Consider the following 16,701-nt stretch of genomic DNA (forward strand, 5'->3'; position numbering starts at 1 on the left):
CTCCCTCGCCACAGGGACGCAGGTCAGCCGAGCAACTCGCTCATGGCAATAATCTGCTCAGCCACTTGAATCAGCTTCTGCTGGCGGCTCATCGCCTGGCGGCGCATCAATGTGTAGGCCTCTTCCTCGTTGCAGTCCTTCATTTTCATCAGCAGTCCCTTGGCCAGTTCGATGCGCTTGCGCTCGGCCAATTGCTGGTCGCGGGCATGCAACTGGGCACGCAAGGCCTGGTCGCTCTCAAAGCGCGCCATGGCCACATCGAGAATCGGCTGCAGGCGTTGTGCGTGAATGCCTTCGACGATGTAGGCGCTGACCCCGGACTTGATCGCCTGGCGCATCACATCGGGGTCGTGTTCGTCCGTGAACATCACAATCGGTCGTGGCTGGTCGCGAGTCACCAGCACCACTTGTTCCATCACATCGCGACCCGGTGACTCGGTATCGATCAGAATCACATCCGGACGCACCGTTTCGACGCGTTCGGGCAAGTCGATGATCAGGCCGGATTCATCGATCACTTCGAATCCGGCCTCGGTCAGGGCGGCCTTCAGGCGTCCGACTTTCTTGGCGGTGTCGTTGATCAGCAGGATACGCAGCATGTTCGTGGTCTCCTGTCAGCGGCTGGCGGATCGGTGCGAGCTGTCGCTCATGGCGTGCAGTTTGAAACTGCGGGCATAACCGGCAGGGTCCGAGCCGTCCCAGATCTTGCCGTCGATCAATTGACTGCTGCGCATTTGCTCGGCTGATGAAGCGACGCCGACGGCACGGGCGGCTTCACGGTAGAGGTCCAGTTGCTGGACCTGCCGGGCTACCGCGAGATAGTCCGGATCATCGCGCAACAAGCCCCAGCGACGGAACTGGGTCATGAACCACATGCCGTCGGACAGGTACGGCAGGTTGACCTCGCCATCCCCGTGCAAGCGCAGCGCGTGCGGGTCTTGCCAGCGGTGGCCAAGGCCGTCGGCGTATTCGCCCAGCAGGCGCGGTTCGATGCAGTCCAGTGGTGCGTCAAGGTACTGCGCGGCACTGAGCAATTGTGCAGTACTGCGGCGATTCTCGGTGCTTTCTTCGATGAAGCGACTGGCTTCCAGAACCGCCATCACCAACACCCGTGCGGTATTGGGGTATTGCTCGACGAACGCACGGGTGCAGCCGAGGACCTTTTCCGGATGATCGGGCCAAATGGTCTGGGTCGTGGCCAGGGTGAAGCCGAGTTCCTGTTGCACGGCGCTGGCGGACCAGGGTTCGCCGACGCAGAAGCCGTCGATACGCCCGGCCCGCAGGTGCGCGACCATTTGCGGTGGCGGCACCACCACGCTGTCGACATCCAGCAGCGGGTGAATGCCCTGGCTGGCGAGCCAGTAATACAACCACATGGCGTGGGTGCCGGTGGGAAAAGTCTGGGCGAAGGTGAGTTTTGGGCGAGTTTGGTGCACGTGTCGATCCAGTGCTTCAGGACTGGTCACTCCAAGCGCCTGCAAGCCGCGGGACAGGTTGATGCTCTGGCCGTTCTGATTCAGGCCCATCAGCACGGCCATGTCGGTCGCGGCCACGCCACCGATGCCCAAGTGAACGGCGTAAATCAGACCGTAGAGGCTGTGGGCGGCATCGAGTTCGCCGCTGACCAGTTTGTCCCGCAGGTTGGCCCAGGACGATTGACGCTTGAGGTTCAGGGTCAAGCCGTGAGGTTGGGCGAAGCCCTGGGTGGCGGCGACAACCACCGAGGCGCAGTCGCTCAGGGCCATGAAGCCGAGATTGATTTCGGTTTTTTCCGGGGCATCGCTGCCATTGACCCAGGCCAGAGGGCCGATTGACGGTTCGTTCATCGATTTCACACCTTGCAAAAAAACGTCGTTCCAGATCCTGCACGAGCAAGGCCGGGTGACGACGCCATTGTCCTGGCACGCATTCCGCCGTTGGTTTGCGTGCTGATGCGTGAACGGGTGCAAGGCATATGCCAGCCCGGATTTCATCATATTTGCATCAGGATTCGACACGCCCCGTCCTGCATCCTGCCGACCTACATCGTCAGGCCGCAAGGAGGTTGGTGTGCCCATCGAATCACTACACGCCACACGTGCCACTAATACCCGTTCCTGCGAGCGGCTGCTGCATCTGCGTGTAGACCAATCCGCCGTTTGTCTGGCCCCGGCGCAGTGCGTCTCGGCCTGCTGTCTACCGATGGGCTGGGAAGGGCTGATTGCAGTGACCAGCGGATTTGAGGTCAACGGCAGTATGCCGACCCTGCCAATTGCCCAGGCACCGCTGGTGAAACTGCAGGTGTTCATCGATATGGGCCATGCGCCTATCACTCAGCGAGACCGTCAGGCACCTTGGGCGGCATTGCCAGCGCCTTATTCACAGGTTCAGTCGGAACAGACGCTAGAGCGCTGGTACCTCGATCAGGCGATGGCTGGTGGTGCGGCCTATCAGGCCTTTGCCAGTGTGTTGCGGCAGACTGAGAGTTACGGGCTTGTGCGCTTTCTGCTGGAACAGGGCACCCACAGCGAAAAACTGACCACTCTGGCGCAACGCTATGGGGTGTCGGTGTCGCATTTTCGTCGATTGTGCCGGCAGGCGCTCGGTACGGCGCCCAAGCCTGCATTGCGCGGTTGGCGGACGGCCCAGGCGCTGTTGAACATGAGTCTGCAGGACTGTTCCCTGACGGATCTGGCGCTGGAGTTCGGTTTTGCCTCTTCTTCGCATTTCTCCAAGGAAGTTCGCGAACTGGTGGGCTTCACACCCAGCAGCCTGGCCGACATTACCTACCTTCCAGGCAAGTGAACCGATGAACCGCGCAGTTCAATCCTTGTATGTTTTGCCCTTCTGGCTGGCTGCCATATTGATGCTGGTGCCGTGTACGGTGCGGGCGAATGCCGACGAATACGTGGCTCGCGAACAGAGTGTGCGCACGTTTTTTTCGGAGTTGTCCGGGCCGTTGGGCAAACCGGTGATCATCAGCAAGGCCGCCTCGGCCAAGCGGATCTCCGGCAGCTTTGATCTGCGCTCGCCGCAACGGACCTTCGAGCGGGTCAGCGCACAGATGGGGTTGATCTGGTACAGCGATGGCCAGGCGATCTATCTGTACGACGCCGCGGAAGTGAAAAGCTCGATGATGTCGCTGCAGACCCTGACCGTGGCCAGGCTTCAGGCGTTTCTGGAGCGGTCCGGGCTGCTCGATGGCCGTTATCCGTTGCGCCATGACGGCCTGCGTACGTTCCATGTGTCGGGGCCGCCGATGTATGTAGATCTGGTGGTGCAAGCGGCCGGTCTGATGGAAAACCAGCGCTCGGAACTGTTGCTGGGCAGGCAGCAGATCGGCGTTATCCAGGTGCACAACACCTTTGTCAGCGACCGTAAATACGAGCTGCGCGATGACAAGGTGACCATCCCCGGGTTGGCAACCGTGATCGAGGATCTGTTGCGCGGCGAGAAGCGCGAGGTCGAGCCGGCCGTTGCACAAGCCCCGGCGCAGCGAGCGATGCCGGCGTTTCCCCTGGAAGGCCTGGCGACCACATCCTCCGATCAGGACCCGGCCGCGCCGCGGATCATTGCCCGGGAGATGGCCGCCGGAAACATTCGCGTGGTGGCCTATCCGGACACCAACAGCCTGCTGGTCAAGGGTTTGCCGGAGCAGGTGCGCTTTATCGAGAATCTCGTGAGTGCACTGGATACGCCGAAACGACATGTGGAGTTGTCGTTATGGATCATCGACTTGCACAAGGACGAACTCAATCAGTTGGGCATCAACTGGCAGGGCGCATTGAAGTCCAGTGGGACATTCACCGTATCGCTCAACGCCGGCTCGGCGACCACCCTTGATGGCGCTTCGTTCGTCGCCCAGGTCATGGCCCTGGAGCGCACCAACCGGGCGAATGTGGTCTCGCGTCCGGTGATCCTGACACAAGAGAACGTGCCGGCGATCTTTGACAACAACCGCACGTTTTATGCGCCGCTGGTGGGGGAGCGCAGTGTCGATTTGCAGCACGTGACCTATGGCACGCTCGTCAACGTTCTGCCCCGTTTCGCCAAGGCGGACGAAATTGAAATGTCACTCAGTATTGAAGACGGCAACGAAGTAGAAAAACCTGACCGGGACAAGCAACCCGGCAGTTTGCCGACGGTCGGGCGTACACGGATCAGCACGGTGGCGCGGGTGCCCCAGGGCAAGAGCCTGTTGGTCGGCGGTTTCACCCGCGATGACAACAGCGAGCAAATCGGACGGATACCGGTGCTGGGTTCGATTCCGTGGGTCGGCCGATTGTTCAGCTATCGGCAGAACCGCTCGGCCAATACGGTGCGGGTGTTCCTGATTCAGCCCAAGGAAATTCTCGACGCCCTTGAGCCCGCCACGGTTGAGCCGGATGCGCGATTGCTGAGCCCGCAGCAGCATGAGCGGGTGCGTCGATCCTTTTTCCGGGCGGCAGAAAAATGATCCTGCCACCGATTTCCACCGGTGGGCGAGCGGCCCAGGCACGCTTGAATGCCGAGAAGGCCGCCCAGCATCCGCAACCGCAGGTCGATGCAGAGCTTGATCTTGACGACGGCACAACGGCCGACGTGGCCCGGCGCTTTGTGCAGATCAGCGATGAAATGTCTGCAGCCTTGACCCAGTTCCGTGGCCGGCGGCAGTTCGAGCTCAAGTCCGATGCGTTGACCGACTCCTTCGAAAAAGTCCTGGAGGACGATACCGTGCCCAAGGCGCGGCAGGTGCTGAGCCTGGCGCGGCTGGCGGACAAGTCCGACAGCTGGTTGCTGCAGATGGTACGCAACCTGTTTCCCGACGATAGCGACCTGGCATCGGTGCTGCGCGAACTGCTGCGCCGGAAAAAACTCGAGACACGGACTCGTCAGCAGCTTGAAATGCTATTGCAGACGGTGGTTGCCCAAGGCTCCCCCAAGCGCATGAGTGCCGGGATCAATACCGCCCTCAAAGCCAGAATGTTCGGTGCGAGCATGACGGTGCGTGCAGGCCTGTTGCGCGAGACCTACCGGGATTTTATCGAGTCCGACAGCGGGCCGGTCAGTTGTTATCAGGACTGGATCGCCCTGTACGGTCCGTCGCGACGCAGCGCTGTGCTGGCCTTCATTGAAGCGGCATTGCTTACCGACATCAGTGCCCAGGATCCCAGTTGTTCGCAGGTGCAGTTCGGTCAACTGCTGGCCCGGGTGAACGACCTCAAACGCCTGCGTTCAGCCGATGACCTGTTTATCCGCAGCCTGCTCGGTGATGCACTCATCTGCCGGCACAACCCCGATGAGCCCGACTGGCTGGTGTTCCTGTTCGGTGTGCTGACCTACCCCGATGAACTCGATCAGCTGTTGCTCGGCGTCTTGGGTGAGCGCGTGCTGTTGAGTGCGCACCATGAGCGTTCGACGGTGCTGCAGAAAGTGCGCCGGCTCAGCCTGCAATTACCGACGCCGCTGTTTGCCGATGAACAGGCGCCGCTGCGTCTGGCAGAGCAGTTCACGCGCCTGGCTGACATTGCCTATGCCCTCGAATGTATTGAGCAGCGTCGTCCCGGCGGCTGCTCATGACTTTTTCCCGGAACTGACCCGCCATGCTCAATGTGTTTTTGCGCAACGTCAGCGCTCTCCCGGAGCTGCTGATCCTGTCGCTGATGGTGATGATCATCGCCATGCTGATCATTCCCCTGCCGACGATGCTGGTGGATTTTCTCATCGGCCTGAACATCGTGATTTCGCTGCTGGTGTTCATGGGGTCGTTCTACATCGAACGCATCCTCAGTTTCTCGACCTTTCCGGCGTTGCTGCTGTTGACCACCCTGTTTCGCCTGGCGCTGTCGATCAGCACCAGCCGGCTGATCCTCAGCCAGGCTGATGCGGGGGAGATCATCGCCTCTTTCGGTGAGTTCGTGATCGGTGAAAGCCTGGTGGTGGGCTTCGTGATCTTTTCCATTGTCACTATTGTCCAGTTCATCGTGATCACCAAGGGCTCGGAGCGGGTGGCCGAAGTCGCGGCGCGCTTCTCGCTGGACGGCATGCCCGGCAAGCAGATGAGCATCGACGGCGACCTCAAGGCTGGCGCCATGACGGCCGAGGAAGCCAAGGAAAAGCGCAGCGTGCTGGAGCGCGAAAGCCAGTTGTACGGCTCGTTCGACGGCGCGATGAAGTTCATCAAGGGCGACGCCATCGCCGGCATCATCATTATCTTCGTCAACTTCATCGGCGGCATGGCCATTGGCGTCGGGCAGATGGGCATGGACCTGTCCACAGCTTTGTCGACCTACACCCTGCTGACCATAGGCGATGGTCTGGTGGCGCAGATTCCGGCGTTGCTGATCGCCATCGGCGCCGGCTTCATCGTCACCCGCGTCAACGGCGATGACGCCAACCTGGGGCGCAACATGCTCGCCCAGATGCTGGGTCATCCGTTCGTGCTGGGGGTGACGGCGCTGCTGGCGGTGGGTGTAGGTCTGTTGCCCGGTTTTCCGCTGCTGACCTTCCTGCCCATCGCCGCGGCCCTGGCAGTGCTGGTGTTCGTTCGCCGGCGCAAGGCCTCCAGGGTCGAGGGCCAGGGTGACAGCCGGCCATCGTCGACGCAGGGTGAAGCCTTGCAGACCGGCTCGGGCCTGCTCGAGGACATCGATAATATCGCCACCGAAACCATCCCGCTGATGTTGTTGGTGCCCGCCGCGCGCCTCGATGAGTTGACCAGGGCCCGTTGGGCGGCGCGTTTTCGCAGCCAGTTTTTCGTCGATTACGGGCTGCGCATTCCCGAGCCGCAATTGCGCGCCAGCGAAGCCTTGCCGGCGCATCAAGTGGCGGTGCTGATCAACGAAGTGCGCGCAGAGCAGTTCGATATCCATTTCGATCACTGGCGGTTGCTCGACTACTCGCCGGAACTGGAATCCATGGGCTTTGCCCTGGTGCACGGCAGTGATAGCAATCGCCTGGGCGGGGTGTGGGTCAACGCCACCGACCAGGAACGGGTGCAGCAATTGGGCTATCACCTGCGCCCGGCGGACGAGGAATGCTACCGCTGCCTGGTCACCTTGCTGGCGCGCAACATCCAGGAGTTTTTCGGCGTGCAGGAAACCAAGCAACTGCTCGACGAAATGGAAACCCGCTGCCCCGATCTGCTCAAGGAAGTCTATCGCCACGTCACCGTGCAGAAGGTCACCGAAGTGCTGCAGCGCCTGATCGGCGAGCGCATTTCCGTGCGCAATATGAAGCTCATTCTTGAGTCCCTGGCCCATTGGGCGTCCCGGGAAAAAGACGTGCTGGCGCTGGTCGAGCACGTTCGTGGTTCGCTGGCCCGCTACATCAGCAACAAGTTTGCCCAAGGTAATGACTTGCGGGTGTTGCTGTTGTCGGCTGAGTTCGAAGAGGTGGTGCGGCGCGGGATTCGGCAAACCTCGGCCGGCAGTTTCATCAACCTCGAGCCGGCCGAATCCGAAGAGCTGATGGATCGCCTGAGCGTCGCCCTGGACAGTGTGCACATTGCTCAAAAGGACATGGTGCTGCTGTGTTCGGTCGATGTACGGCGCTACATCAAGAAGCTTATCGAGGGGCGTTGTCGCGAGCTGGACGTGATGTCGTTCGGCGAAGTCTGCGAGACCGTCTCCGTCAATGTGATCAAAACCCTGTAAGGAAACCCCGTAAATGATGTCAATGGATATTGCCGATCTGTTGCGCGAAGCGCTACGTCATAGTGGCTGCAAGGACAGCCAGATAGGGCATTTCGATAGTCACAGCACCATTGAAATGCAGATGAAGAGTCTGCCCGATATCAACGTGGCGATGGTCGATGGCGATGTCTGGGTCTGGACGACGGTCGCAGAAGCGAGCCCGGGTGCAATGCACCATTGTGCCTTCGATTTGATGCAGTTTTTGTTGGAGGGCAATGCTTTTTCCCGCACCGGGCAATTGCACCTTTGCGTCGTTCAGGAACGGCTTGAACTGCGTTTGATGGCCAATGCCCATGCCCTCAGCGACGCTGAACACTTCGCGCAGGCCCTGGATGCTTTCGTGCAGGCAACCGAAACGCTGTGCGAACTTTTACGTCGATGAACACCCGGCTGGAAAGGTATGCGGCCCATCCCTTGCGCTTGAGCGGTCCCTTGATTGAAGCCGCTTTGGGCGATGTGGTAGTGGGCGAGGTCTGCGAAGTGCGGCGGCATTGGCGCTTGCCTCAGGTCGTTGCCCGGGCGCAGGTCATCGGCTTCAAACCCGACGCTGTTCTGCTCACCTTGCTTGGTGATGCGAAAGGTTTGTCCAGGGAATCGATGATTGTGCCCACGGGCTCGACCCTGCAACTGACGTGCAGTGACGCCTTGCTCGGCAGCGTGGTCGACCCCCAGGGCACTATCGTCGAGCGTCTGGCACCGTCTACGGCGCTGGCGCAACAGGACTATCCGGTGGATGCCGACCCGCCGTCGTACCAGCAGCGGCGCCCGGTGGTGGAGCCGTTGTGCACGGGCGTTCGGGTGATCGATGGATTGTTGACCTGCGGTATCGGTCAACGCATCGGCATTTTCGCCGCCGCCGGCTCCGGCAAAACCACCCTGATCAATATGCTGATCAACCACACCGACGCCGATGTGTTTGTCATCGGCCTGATCGGCGAGCGCGGCCGCGAAGTGACCGAATTCATCGCGCACCTGCGCCAGTCGGAAAAACGCGCCCGCTGCGTGGTGGTGTACGCCACGTCGGATTTTTCCTCGGTGGACCGCTGCAACTCGGCGCTCCAGGCCACCGCCATCGCCGAGTATTTCCGTGACCAGGGCCAGCGTGTGGTGTTGTTGCTGGACTCGTTGACGCGGTATGCCAGGGCCCGTCGCGACCTGGCCCTGGCTGCGGGTGAAGCACCGGCGCGACGGGGCTATCCGGCCTCGGTGTTCGATGCCTTGCCGCGCCTGCTGGAACGACCGGGTGTGACCGTTTCCGGCAGCATTACCGCCTGGTACACGGTGCTGCTGGAAAGTGACGACGAGCCGGACCCGATCGCCGAGGAGATTCGTTCGATTCTCGACGGACACATCTACCTCAGTCGAGCCTTGGCGGCCAAGGGTCACTACCCGGCAATCGATGTATTGCGCAGCGTCAGTCGCGTGGCGACGCAAGTCACCCCGCCGCAGGTGCAGCAACTGGCGGCGGCGACCCGGGGTACGCTGACGCGGCTTGAGCAGTTGCAGGTTTTTCTCGACATGGGGGAGTACAGCCCAGGCGCGGACGCTGCCAATGACCAGGCGCTGCAACGCCGCGCAGCCCTCCACCAGTGGTTGCGCCAGCCCACGGGCGAATGCTGTGAACCGGACGAGGCCCTGGGCCAATTACAGGGGCTCATGGCATGAATCCATTAGCCGATCGCCTTCGCCTGTTGGCGCTCAGCCAGTTCCGTCGGCAACGCGCTGAACTGCTGATAGCGCGTACCCGGCAGCAACTGCAGCCGCTGGTGCAGGAGCGGGCCGCTTTCGACGGACAAGAAGCGGCGCTACACAGTTTGTTGGCCAGCCATCGCGCCAATGACTGTGTGCTCGATCACGGGCAACTGTTGGCGCTGTTGCGAAGGCAGGCGGTCATTCGGCGGCAGATCGATCTGTTGCGCCTGGAGCGTGACCGGGTCGATCAGCAGTGCCGGGAGATTGAGCAAGCGTTGCAGGAGCAGCGCGAGCAACTGCGGTTCGCGCAGCGCAAGCACGACAAGTACGAAGGGGCTGTTCAGCAGCTGTTACGCAGGCAACGGCTGGAGCAGATGCGCCGGGATGAAAGAGAAGTGGAAGAGATGAACGGAGTTCCGCGATGAGCAATGTATCTGTAATTTCACCCTTGCCGGTTCAACCCTTGGACCCCGTCACCGAACAGCCGGTTGATGAGTTGCACGACAGGCTGGTGCCGGTGCAGGAGGATGAGCTGCCACAAGGTGTTCTGGAGCTGATGGCGCCGTTGATCCTGTGTCATCGACCCCTGATGGACACTGGTCGCGCAATCACTTTGCAGACGATGGTCACGCTCCCGGAAAAGCTGGTTGCTGAACTCGACGAAGTACGGCCGCTCACACCGCAGTCTCATCCACAAGCGCAGCCGCTGTTGAGTAAACCTGTGCAGCCTCGGTTGTTGTCACCTATGGCTGACGTTGCGCCTGTTGTCGACAGAGTTGTCGCGTCGGCACCGATAAACCTGGCGACTCCGATCATTGTTGAGTCAGGGCCGATCCAGCCCCCATCAAACATCGTCGAACCGCTCCCGGTCGAACGTGCCGCCATTCCAGGTGCACCCCCGATACCTGAGTTCGAAGGGCAAAGGCCCGAAGCCTTATCGAGCCTCCCGACCGCACGCCATGTGCCGACAGTTGCATCACCTGCGGCCTCGGCGCCCGTGATGCCGCCAGCGCCGCATGCCCTCGACCCGATCATCGAAACCTTGTCGGTTGCCGACGGGAGCTTGCTGCAGGTTCCGTTCAATAAAGGAACCGTCAGCGGGCAGGTGACGATCAGCCGCGTGGCCGATGAGCCCACCCGCAACCTGCAACTCAGCCCGAGCAATGCCCAGGTTTTCGAACAACTCAAAGTGTCGCTGGAGCACGTCCGCGAACCCGCCTGGCACCTGACCGATAGCGACGGCGAACAGCAGCGCCAGGGCTCGCGGCAGCCGCCGGACGACGAGCAGACCGAAGACACCGGGCAGGGCGCATGAGCGCACTGAAGTTGCGCCGGATCAACGCCCAGGCGCATGCCGCCGCGCAAGCGATACGACGCTGGCGGAGCGCGGATGTCGACGCCGGTTCAGGCCATCCGCCAGGGCAATCGGGTTACCTGTGTTTTCGCGCATCAGGCGAGGGCGGGGAATGGCGGGGTTTGATCGACGCCCGCGACTGGTTGTATCAATCACTCCCGGGTTTGCGGTCGTTACTGACGGTCGAGTGCTCGCTGATGAACATCGCCGAACTGTTCCGCGCGGTGCCGCAACCCTTGCTGCTGGAGGTAGACGACTTGCACTACCAGCAAGTATCCGACGTCGATGGGGTCCTTCCCGGGCAATTGCCGCCACAAGAACTGCCATGGCTCGACACGCCTCGTGGGCGCCTGTGGTTGACCCGACTGCCACGGGCACGGGCCGCCAGCCTGCCCCTGGACGCCGAATCATGGTTGAGCGATTTGCCGCTGCGCCTGGAGCTGATGCTGGGGTCGAGTCATCTCAGACATGGGATACGGCTGAAGGCGGGCGATGTCCTGCGAATCATTCAGCGTTCGCAACGATGCTGCCTGGGGCATCAATGCCTCGGCGTTTTCACCTTTACTGAACAGGGGATACACATGCAATCGACCGCGACCGACGCCCAAGGCTCGGCAGATTCCGATTCCGATCCCGATTTTGACCTCGGCGCTTTGCCGGTGCGTCTGCAATTTGTGCTCGCGACCCAGGAAATCGACCTGGCCACGCTGTCGCGGATCATCGAGGGACAACTGATCCCGCTGGCGGACGATGCGGCGCGGCACATCGAAGTGCGCGCCAATGGCAAGCCGGTGGCCCGTGGCGAACTGGTGCAACTGGAAGAGCAGTTGGGTGTGGAGTTGCTCGAGGTCTATCGCAACGGCTCACCGGACGGAATGCCGCGATGAATGACGTCTCGCTTATCGCGCTGCTGGCGTTCGCTTCACTGCTGCCGTTTCTGGTGGCGGCCGGCACCTGCTACATAAAATTTTCCATTGTCTTTGTCATAGTGCGTAACGCCTTGGGCTTGCAGCAGGTGCCCTCGAACATGGCCCTCAATGCGATTGCCTTGATGCTGGCGATTTTCGTGATGACGCCGGTGCTCAAGCAAGGCTATGACTATTACAAGGAAGAACAGGTGGCTTTTACCGACATCGAGTCGGTGGTGAATTTTGCCGAGAACGGGTTGGGGGGATACAAGGAATACCTGCGTAAATACACCGACCCGGAACTGGCACTGTTCTTCGAGCGGGCGCAAGCGGTGCAGAGTGAGTCCGACATTGGTCTGCCCGCCGATCAAGAACTCACGCCGTCGCTGTTTTCCCTGCTGCCGGCCTACGCATTGAGTGAAATCAAAAGCGCCTTCAAGATCGGCTTCTACCTGTATTTGCCGTTCGTCATCGTCGATCTGGTGATCTCAAGCATCCTGCTGGCGCTGGGCATGATGATGATGAGCCCGGTGATCATTTCGGTACCGATCAAACTGGTGTTGTTTGTTGCACTGGACGGCTGGGCGCTGCTGTCCACCGGGCTGGTCAAGCAATACCTGACCTTGCTGGCGTAGGGGCGGCTCATGAACGACCTGGTCTATGCCGGTAATAAAACCCTGTATCTGATCCTGTTGATGGTGGCCTGGCCGATCATTGTCGCCACGGTGGTCGGCCTGGTGGTCGGGTTGATTCAGACCGTGACCCAATTACAGGAGCAGACACTGCCGTTCGGATTCAAGTTGTTGGCCGTCGCCGCGTGCCTGTTCCTGCTCTCGGGCTGGTACGGTGAAACCCTGCTCGATTTCAGCCGTGAAGTCATACGTCTGGCGTTGGGTTAGCGCAATGTCGGTGACGTTGTTTTTCGATCTGTACGCCTGGTTCGCCGCTGCCATTCTTGGGGTTGCACGCCTGGCGCCGATTTTTTTCATGTTGCCGTTTCTCAACAGCGGCGTGCTCACAGGGGCGCCACGCCAGGCTGTCATTGTGTTGGTGGCGACGGGATTCTGGGTCTATGTGGGCGTGCCGCTGCCTGCACTCGACGGGTTGGCATTCTTCGGTCTGGTGTTGCGTGAGGCCGGCATTGGCGTGCTGCTTGGATGCCTGCTGTGCTGGCCGTTCTGGGTGCTGCATGCCATGGGCAACCTGATCGACAACCAGCGCGGCGCAATGCTCAGCAGCACAGTGGACCCGGCCAACGGCGTCGATACCTCGGAGCTGGCGAATTTTCTCCAGTTGTTCGCCGCGGTGGTTTATCTCGAGGGCGGGGGCATGCTGCTGATGCTCGAAACCGTTGGCCACAGCTACCGTATCTGCACTCCGGCCAGTGGATGCGAGATGCACCTGCCATCAGTCCTGAGCCTGCTCGATGCTCTGGTGAGCAAGACGCTGGTGATCAGCGCGCCGGTGGTGGCCACACTGCTGGTCAGCGAAGCGTTGCTTGGCTTGCTCTCGCGGTACGCGCCGCAAATGAACGCATTCTCGGTGTCGCTGACGGTCAAGAGCCTGGTGGCGCTGGTGGTGTTGATGCTGTATTTCGGCGTGCACCTGCCGGATGAAGTCTTGCGCATGGGCATGAAATCCCATGGGCTGGAGCGCTATCTGGGCGTCGACGGGGAGGCCGCCAATGTCGTCCAGCGCCTCGAAGACTGAGAAACCCACCGCCAAGCGACTGCGCGATGCGTCACGCAAAGGGCAGACGTTCAAGGCCAAGGATCTGGTGGTCACCTGCCTGACCCTCTGCGGCATCACTTACATGGTGTTCAACAGCTCATTGTTCGAGGTCATGGAAGTCTATCGGCGCATCATCGCCAGTGACTTTGAGGTGGACATGCAAGCGTACTCGGCGATGCTGGTGCTGGTCGGGCTCAAGGCATTGCTGCCGTTGCTGCTGGTGTGCGTGTTGACCAGCGCATTGCCTGCGCTGTTGCAAAGCGGCTTTGCGCTGGCCAGCGAGGCCTTGAAGCTCAATTTCGGTGCGCTGAACCCGATCAATGGATTCAAAAAACTGTTCAGCCTGCGCACCGTCAAGGACACGGTCAAAGCGTTGTTGTACCTGGGCAGCTTTGCCATGGCGCTGTGGATCGTCTGGATCACGCAGCGGCAACTGCTGTTTGCCCAACTGTTCACCCAGGCACCGGAGCTGTTCGCGATCTGGGGGCACTTATTGCTGGTGCTGGTGTTGGCGTTCCTGGGATGCGTGCTGCTGATCGTCGTGCTGGATGCGTTGAGTGAATACTGGTTGTTCATGAAAGATCAAATGATGGACAAGGACGCAGTCAAGCGCGAACACAAGGAGCAGGATGGCAATCCGCAAATCAAGGGCCGTCGGCGTGACCTGCATATGGAGCTGCTGTCCGAGCAGGTCAAATCCGATGTGCGCAGCTCGCGGATGATCATCGCCAACCCGACCCACATTGCCATCGGTGTGTACTTCCGCCCGGAAATCACTGTGCTGCCGTTCATCTCACTGATGGAAACCAACCAACGCGCCCTGGCGGTACGAGCCTATGCCAGGGAAGTCGGGGTACCGGTGATCAATGACATCGCATTGGCCCGGCGGATATTCAAAACCCACCAGCGCTACAGCTTCCTTCAAGTACAGGAAATTGAAGAAGTCCTGCGTCTGTTGATCTGGCTCGAACAGGTCGAGCAAGCCTGATTTCTCCCTTTTCCGTTTTCCCCCGAACGTTGGCATGAGCGCAATTTGGCAGCGTGCTCACCAGCGCTTTGGCTCAATGCAGTCGTCAGCAGCGCTGACGTTTTTCAGGAGTGTGGCTGATGAGTCGTGACAAACAACAAGATGAACAAGTGGCCCTTGAAGTCGTGGATGCAGTGCTCGGTGGCGCGGCGTTGAAAGACGTACAAGGCATCAGTGACGAGCACATGAACAGCCTCTACGCCTTCGCTTTTCAGTTCTATGAACAGGGACGGCTGGATGATGCCGAGAAGTTCTTTCACTTCCTGTGCATCTACGACTTTAACAACAGCCATTACTGGATGGGGTTGGCCGCCGTACACCAACTCAAGCACAACCACCAGAAAGCGATCGACCTGTATGCGATCGCCTTCGCCCAAGGCAAGAACGACTACCGGCCCATGTTGTACACCGGCCAGTGCTACCTGGCGCTGGGCAAGATCGGCAAGGCCAGATTGTGTTTCGAATACGTGCTTGAACAAGCCACGGAAGACGATCTGCACAAGCAGGCTCAGGTGTATCTCGACACCTTGAGTCACATTGAACAGGACTGTTCGGAGACTGAACATGAGTGAAATCAGAAGCACCTTCAACCCGGTATTTTCGGGCTCGACAGCTCGAAGCGAGGCCTTTGAAAAGTATGGCAAGGCTGCCAGCCAGGTCGCCAGGACGGCCGATTATCAGAAGGTCGGCCAAGAAGCGTTGGCCCGCTTGATGTCGGTGAGCTACGAAGGCCAACACGGTGCAACCACTGCCAATTCGGGCAGGCCCGTGCTGCACGCGCCACTACCGCGCGCGGACGGTAACAAACAGGAAACCAATGGTGATCTGTTCACGCTGTTGATGGCGATGATCAGTGAGCTGCTCGGCGAGGTCGACGTCAACAAGCTGAAAAATCGCCTGGCGATGTTGCAAAGCATGACCGGTGCCAGGCAGCAGGGGCATGAAAAACTGGCGGCCGAATACGCCGCTGCCATCGAAGCTTTGGAGGCTGCCGAGGGCGAGGTCGGGAGCAGCCAGGAACACCTCGATCAGTTGCAGGAACAGGTTCGGCATTGTCAGGGACTGCTGGATGAGAGCGAAGCACGGCTGGCAGGGCTGGATCCTGAGTCACCTGAGTATGCGCGTGAGCTGGCGCTACGCGACAAACTCAAAGGTGAGTTGGCGGGCCATACCCAAACCCTGCAAAAGGCGACTGATGCCCATCTGAAACTGATCGAGATCGCCAATGCCTGCGCCAGAACCTTGGCCATTGTTGCCGGGAAAGTGCAAGAGGTCGGTCTCGGCGGTTCCTCCGTCAAGGAATCGAATGAAAAAGCGCTGAGCAGCGCCGCATTGGCACTGCTGAATCGGCTGAAGATCATCGAGCTGCTGGGTGATGCCGCGCAGAACAAGGAAGAGGTCAATCAAGAACTGTTCCTGGAACTGCAAGCCAAGCTTCAGGAGCATATGAAACTCGAGTCGGAAAAGTATCTGGAAGAAGTCCGCAAGGCCGAGGCGTTGCAGAAGACCATGGGCTGCATTGGCAAAATCGTCGGTGCGATTTTGACCGTCGCGACCATCGCCGCCGGCGTGTTGACCGCCAACCCGATGTTGATCGCGGTGGGTGTGATTGGTGCGGCGATCATGATTTCCGATGCCGCGGTTCAGTCAGCAACCGGTGTGTCGTTCATGGCCGAAGCCATGAAGCCGCTAACCACTGTGATGCAGGAAGCCATCAAATTATTCACTGAGCTCTACACACAAATGTTGATCGGGCTGGGTGTCGACCCTGAGACCGCGAAAGACATCGCGCAAATCGCCGGCATGATTCAGGGGATCGCGGCAACGCTGGCTGCCGTTGCGTTGGTGGCAGTGGTCGGGGCGCAAGTGATAGGGCCCATGGTCGGCGCCATCGCTTCGAAACTGGCCTCGGCAATCAGCGGTGTCGCGCCTGCCGCGATGCAGGTGTTCAAACAGGCGGCTTCATCGGTCGGTAACTCACTGACCCAGATGCTGACCCAGTTGCGCGGCTTCATCACCAATGGCGCCGATGCCGTGTCCCTGGCCCGTTACGGAGCCAATCTGCAGATTGCCCAGGCTGTCACTGAGTTCGGCAATGTGGCCGTGCAGGGCGGTTTGCAGATCGCCAGCGGCGATCACCAGGCCCAGGCCGCCGTGCATCTGGCTGACGTGCGGGTGCGCATGGCAATCAGCGAAGAGATCTCGGCTTACCTCACTCGACTGGTCGAAGACTACGGCCAGGCGATGCAGGTCCGTACTCGACAAATCGAACAGGTGTTTGCCGACATGCAACGCAGTCACTCCGTCAGCCTGCAAATGGCCCGGCACGTTTGAATT

General features: G+C 60.2%; 17 protein-coding genes. 15 read left to right on the forward strand and 2 right to left on the reverse strand.

Translation table 11 applies throughout. The features are described from left to right. Positions 1-23 precede the first annotated feature (23 nt). Both AC3ITY_RS09080 and AC3ITY_RS09085 read right to left on the reverse strand, forming a co-directional pair. Positions 24-599 carry an ANTAR domain-containing response regulator gene (locus AC3ITY_RS09080; RefSeq protein ID WP_223532528.1) on the reverse strand — a complete coding sequence of 192 codons (576 nt, stop codon included), beginning with the start codon at positions 597-599 and terminating at the stop codon, positions 24-26. A 15-nt stretch (positions 600-614) separates the two neighbouring features. Beyond that, a complete protein-coding gene (locus AC3ITY_RS09085; protein ID WP_489308519.1) occupies positions 615-1,826 on the reverse strand; it encodes a CmpA/NrtA family ABC transporter substrate-binding protein in 1,212 nt (403 codons plus the stop codon). A gap of 223 nt (positions 1,827-2,049) precedes the next feature. Between AC3ITY_RS09085 and AC3ITY_RS09090 the strand changes: the two genes are divergently transcribed. The 15 genes from AC3ITY_RS09090 (at position 2,050) to sctE (ending at position 16,698) form a co-directional block, all read left to right on the forward strand. Beyond that, positions 2,050-2,784, forward strand: coding sequence for a helix-turn-helix domain-containing protein (locus AC3ITY_RS09090; protein ID WP_489308521.1), 735 nt, complete (start codon positions 2,050-2,052; stop codon positions 2,782-2,784). 4 nt (positions 2,785-2,788) lie between these two features. Beyond that, positions 2,789-4,435, forward strand: a complete 1,647-nt coding sequence (gene sctC, locus AC3ITY_RS09095; RefSeq protein WP_489308523.1) for a type III secretion system outer membrane ring subunit SctC — start codon at positions 2,789-2,791, stop codon at positions 4,433-4,435. Next, on the forward strand, positions 4,432-5,538 hold the full coding sequence (gene sctW / locus AC3ITY_RS09100) for a type III secretion system gatekeeper subunit SctW (protein WP_489308525.1): 1,107 nt from the start codon (positions 4,432-4,434) through the stop codon (positions 5,536-5,538). Before sctC ends, sctW begins: the two co-directional genes overlap by 4 nt. A 23-nt stretch (positions 5,539-5,561) precedes the next feature. Beyond that, on the forward strand, positions 5,562-7,613 hold the full coding sequence (locus tag AC3ITY_RS09105) for an EscV/YscV/HrcV family type III secretion system export apparatus protein (RefSeq protein WP_489308527.1): 2,052 nt from the start codon (positions 5,562-5,564) through the stop codon (positions 7,611-7,613). Between the two features lie 22 nt (positions 7,614-7,635). Continuing rightward, positions 7,636-8,034, forward strand: coding sequence for an InvB/SpaK family type III secretion system chaperone (locus AC3ITY_RS09110; RefSeq protein ID WP_489308529.1), 399 nt, complete (start codon positions 7,636-7,638; stop codon positions 8,032-8,034). After that, positions 8,031-9,317, forward strand: a complete 1,287-nt coding sequence (gene sctN / locus AC3ITY_RS09115; protein WP_489308531.1) for a type III secretion system ATPase SctN — start codon at positions 8,031-8,033, stop codon at positions 9,315-9,317. Before AC3ITY_RS09110 ends, sctN begins: the two co-directional genes overlap by 4 nt. Next, on the forward strand, positions 9,314-9,769 hold the full coding sequence (locus AC3ITY_RS09120) for a type III secretion protein (RefSeq protein WP_489308533.1): 456 nt from the start codon (positions 9,314-9,316) through the stop codon (positions 9,767-9,769). The genes sctN and AC3ITY_RS09120 overlap by 4 nt, the downstream gene beginning before the upstream one ends. Further along, the gene (locus tag AC3ITY_RS09125) at positions 9,766-10,659 is read left to right on the forward strand and encodes a SpaN/EivJ family type III secretion system needle length determinant (RefSeq protein WP_489308535.1); all 894 of its coding nucleotides are present in this window, start codon (positions 9,766-9,768) and stop codon (positions 10,657-10,659) included. The genes AC3ITY_RS09120 and AC3ITY_RS09125 overlap by 4 nt, the downstream gene beginning before the upstream one ends. Next, positions 10,656-11,585, forward strand: coding sequence for a FliM/FliN family flagellar motor switch protein (locus AC3ITY_RS09130; RefSeq protein WP_489308537.1), 930 nt, complete (start codon positions 10,656-10,658; stop codon positions 11,583-11,585). The genes AC3ITY_RS09125 and AC3ITY_RS09130 overlap by 4 nt, the downstream gene beginning before the upstream one ends. Then, a complete protein-coding gene (locus tag AC3ITY_RS09135) occupies positions 11,582-12,241 on the forward strand; it encodes an EscR/YscR/HrcR family type III secretion system export apparatus protein (protein WP_489308539.1) in 660 nt (219 codons plus the stop codon). The genes AC3ITY_RS09130 and AC3ITY_RS09135 overlap by 4 nt, the downstream gene beginning before the upstream one ends. 9 nt (positions 12,242-12,250) lie before the next feature. After that, positions 12,251-12,505 (forward strand): EscS/YscS/HrcS family type III secretion system export apparatus protein, encoded by a 255-nt coding sequence (locus AC3ITY_RS09140; RefSeq protein WP_020795892.1) that lies wholly within the window; start codon positions 12,251-12,253, stop codon positions 12,503-12,505. Between the two features lie 4 nt (positions 12,506-12,509). Then, the gene (sctT, locus tag AC3ITY_RS09145) at positions 12,510-13,316 is read left to right on the forward strand and encodes a type III secretion system export apparatus subunit SctT (RefSeq protein WP_489308542.1); all 807 of its coding nucleotides are present in this window, start codon (positions 12,510-12,512) and stop codon (positions 13,314-13,316) included. Further along, entirely contained in the window at positions 13,291-14,325 is a 1,035-nt protein-coding gene (locus AC3ITY_RS09150) for an EscU/YscU/HrcU family type III secretion system export apparatus switch protein (RefSeq protein WP_489308544.1), read from the forward strand. The genes sctT and AC3ITY_RS09150 overlap by 26 nt, the downstream gene beginning before the upstream one ends. 119 nt (positions 14,326-14,444) lie before the next feature. Further along, complete coding sequence (sicA, locus tag AC3ITY_RS09155; RefSeq protein WP_489308546.1) at positions 14,445-14,936, forward strand: type III secretion system translocator chaperone SicA; 492 nt, start codon at positions 14,445-14,447, stop codon at positions 14,934-14,936. Beyond that, on the forward strand, positions 14,929-16,698 hold the full coding sequence (gene sctE / locus AC3ITY_RS09160) for a type III secretion system translocon subunit SseC family protein (protein WP_489308548.1): 1,770 nt from the start codon (positions 14,929-14,931) through the stop codon (positions 16,696-16,698). Before sicA ends, sctE begins: the two co-directional genes overlap by 8 nt. Positions 16,699-16,701: the final 3 nt, after the last annotated feature.

The sequence above is a fragment of the Pseudomonas sp. GL_091 genome (genome assembly GCF_057837725.1).

Excerpts from the sequence above, each read along its gene's own strand:
- AC3ITY_RS09080 (WP_223532528.1), bottom strand. The coding sequence starts at position 599 with ATGCTGCGTATCCTGCTGATCAACGACACCGCCAAGAAAGTCGGACGC.
- AC3ITY_RS09085 (WP_489308519.1), bottom strand. The coding sequence starts at position 1,826 with ATGAACGAACCGTCAATCGGCCCTCTGGCCTGGGTCAATGGCAGCGAT.
- sctC (WP_489308523.1), top strand. The coding sequence starts at position 2,789 with ATGAACCGCGCAGTTCAATCCTTGTATGTTTTGCCCTTCTGGCTGGCT.
- sctW (WP_489308525.1), top strand. The coding sequence starts at position 4,432 with ATGATCCTGCCACCGATTTCCACCGGTGGGCGAGCGGCCCAGGCACGC.
- AC3ITY_RS09105 (WP_489308527.1), top strand. The coding sequence starts at position 5,562 with ATGCTCAATGTGTTTTTGCGCAACGTCAGCGCTCTCCCGGAGCTGCTG.
- AC3ITY_RS09110 (WP_489308529.1), top strand. The coding sequence starts at position 7,636 with ATGGATATTGCCGATCTGTTGCGCGAAGCGCTACGTCATAGTGGCTGC.
- sctN (WP_489308531.1), top strand. The coding sequence starts at position 8,031 with ATGAACACCCGGCTGGAAAGGTATGCGGCCCATCCCTTGCGCTTGAGC.
- AC3ITY_RS09120 (WP_489308533.1), top strand. The coding sequence starts at position 9,314 with ATGAATCCATTAGCCGATCGCCTTCGCCTGTTGGCGCTCAGCCAGTTC.
- AC3ITY_RS09125 (WP_489308535.1), top strand. The coding sequence starts at position 9,766 with ATGAGCAATGTATCTGTAATTTCACCCTTGCCGGTTCAACCCTTGGAC.
- AC3ITY_RS09130 (WP_489308537.1), top strand. The coding sequence starts at position 10,656 with ATGAGCGCACTGAAGTTGCGCCGGATCAACGCCCAGGCGCATGCCGCC.
- AC3ITY_RS09135 (WP_489308539.1), top strand. The coding sequence starts at position 11,582 with ATGAATGACGTCTCGCTTATCGCGCTGCTGGCGTTCGCTTCACTGCTG.
- AC3ITY_RS09140 (WP_020795892.1), top strand. The coding sequence starts at position 12,251 with ATGAACGACCTGGTCTATGCCGGTAATAAAACCCTGTATCTGATCCTG.
- sctT (WP_489308542.1), top strand. The coding sequence starts at position 12,510 with ATGTCGGTGACGTTGTTTTTCGATCTGTACGCCTGGTTCGCCGCTGCC.
- AC3ITY_RS09150 (WP_489308544.1), top strand. The coding sequence starts at position 13,291 with ATGTCGTCCAGCGCCTCGAAGACTGAGAAACCCACCGCCAAGCGACTG.
- sicA (WP_489308546.1), top strand. The coding sequence starts at position 14,445 with ATGAGTCGTGACAAACAACAAGATGAACAAGTGGCCCTTGAAGTCGTG.
- sctE (WP_489308548.1), top strand. The coding sequence starts at position 14,929 with ATGAGTGAAATCAGAAGCACCTTCAACCCGGTATTTTCGGGCTCGACA.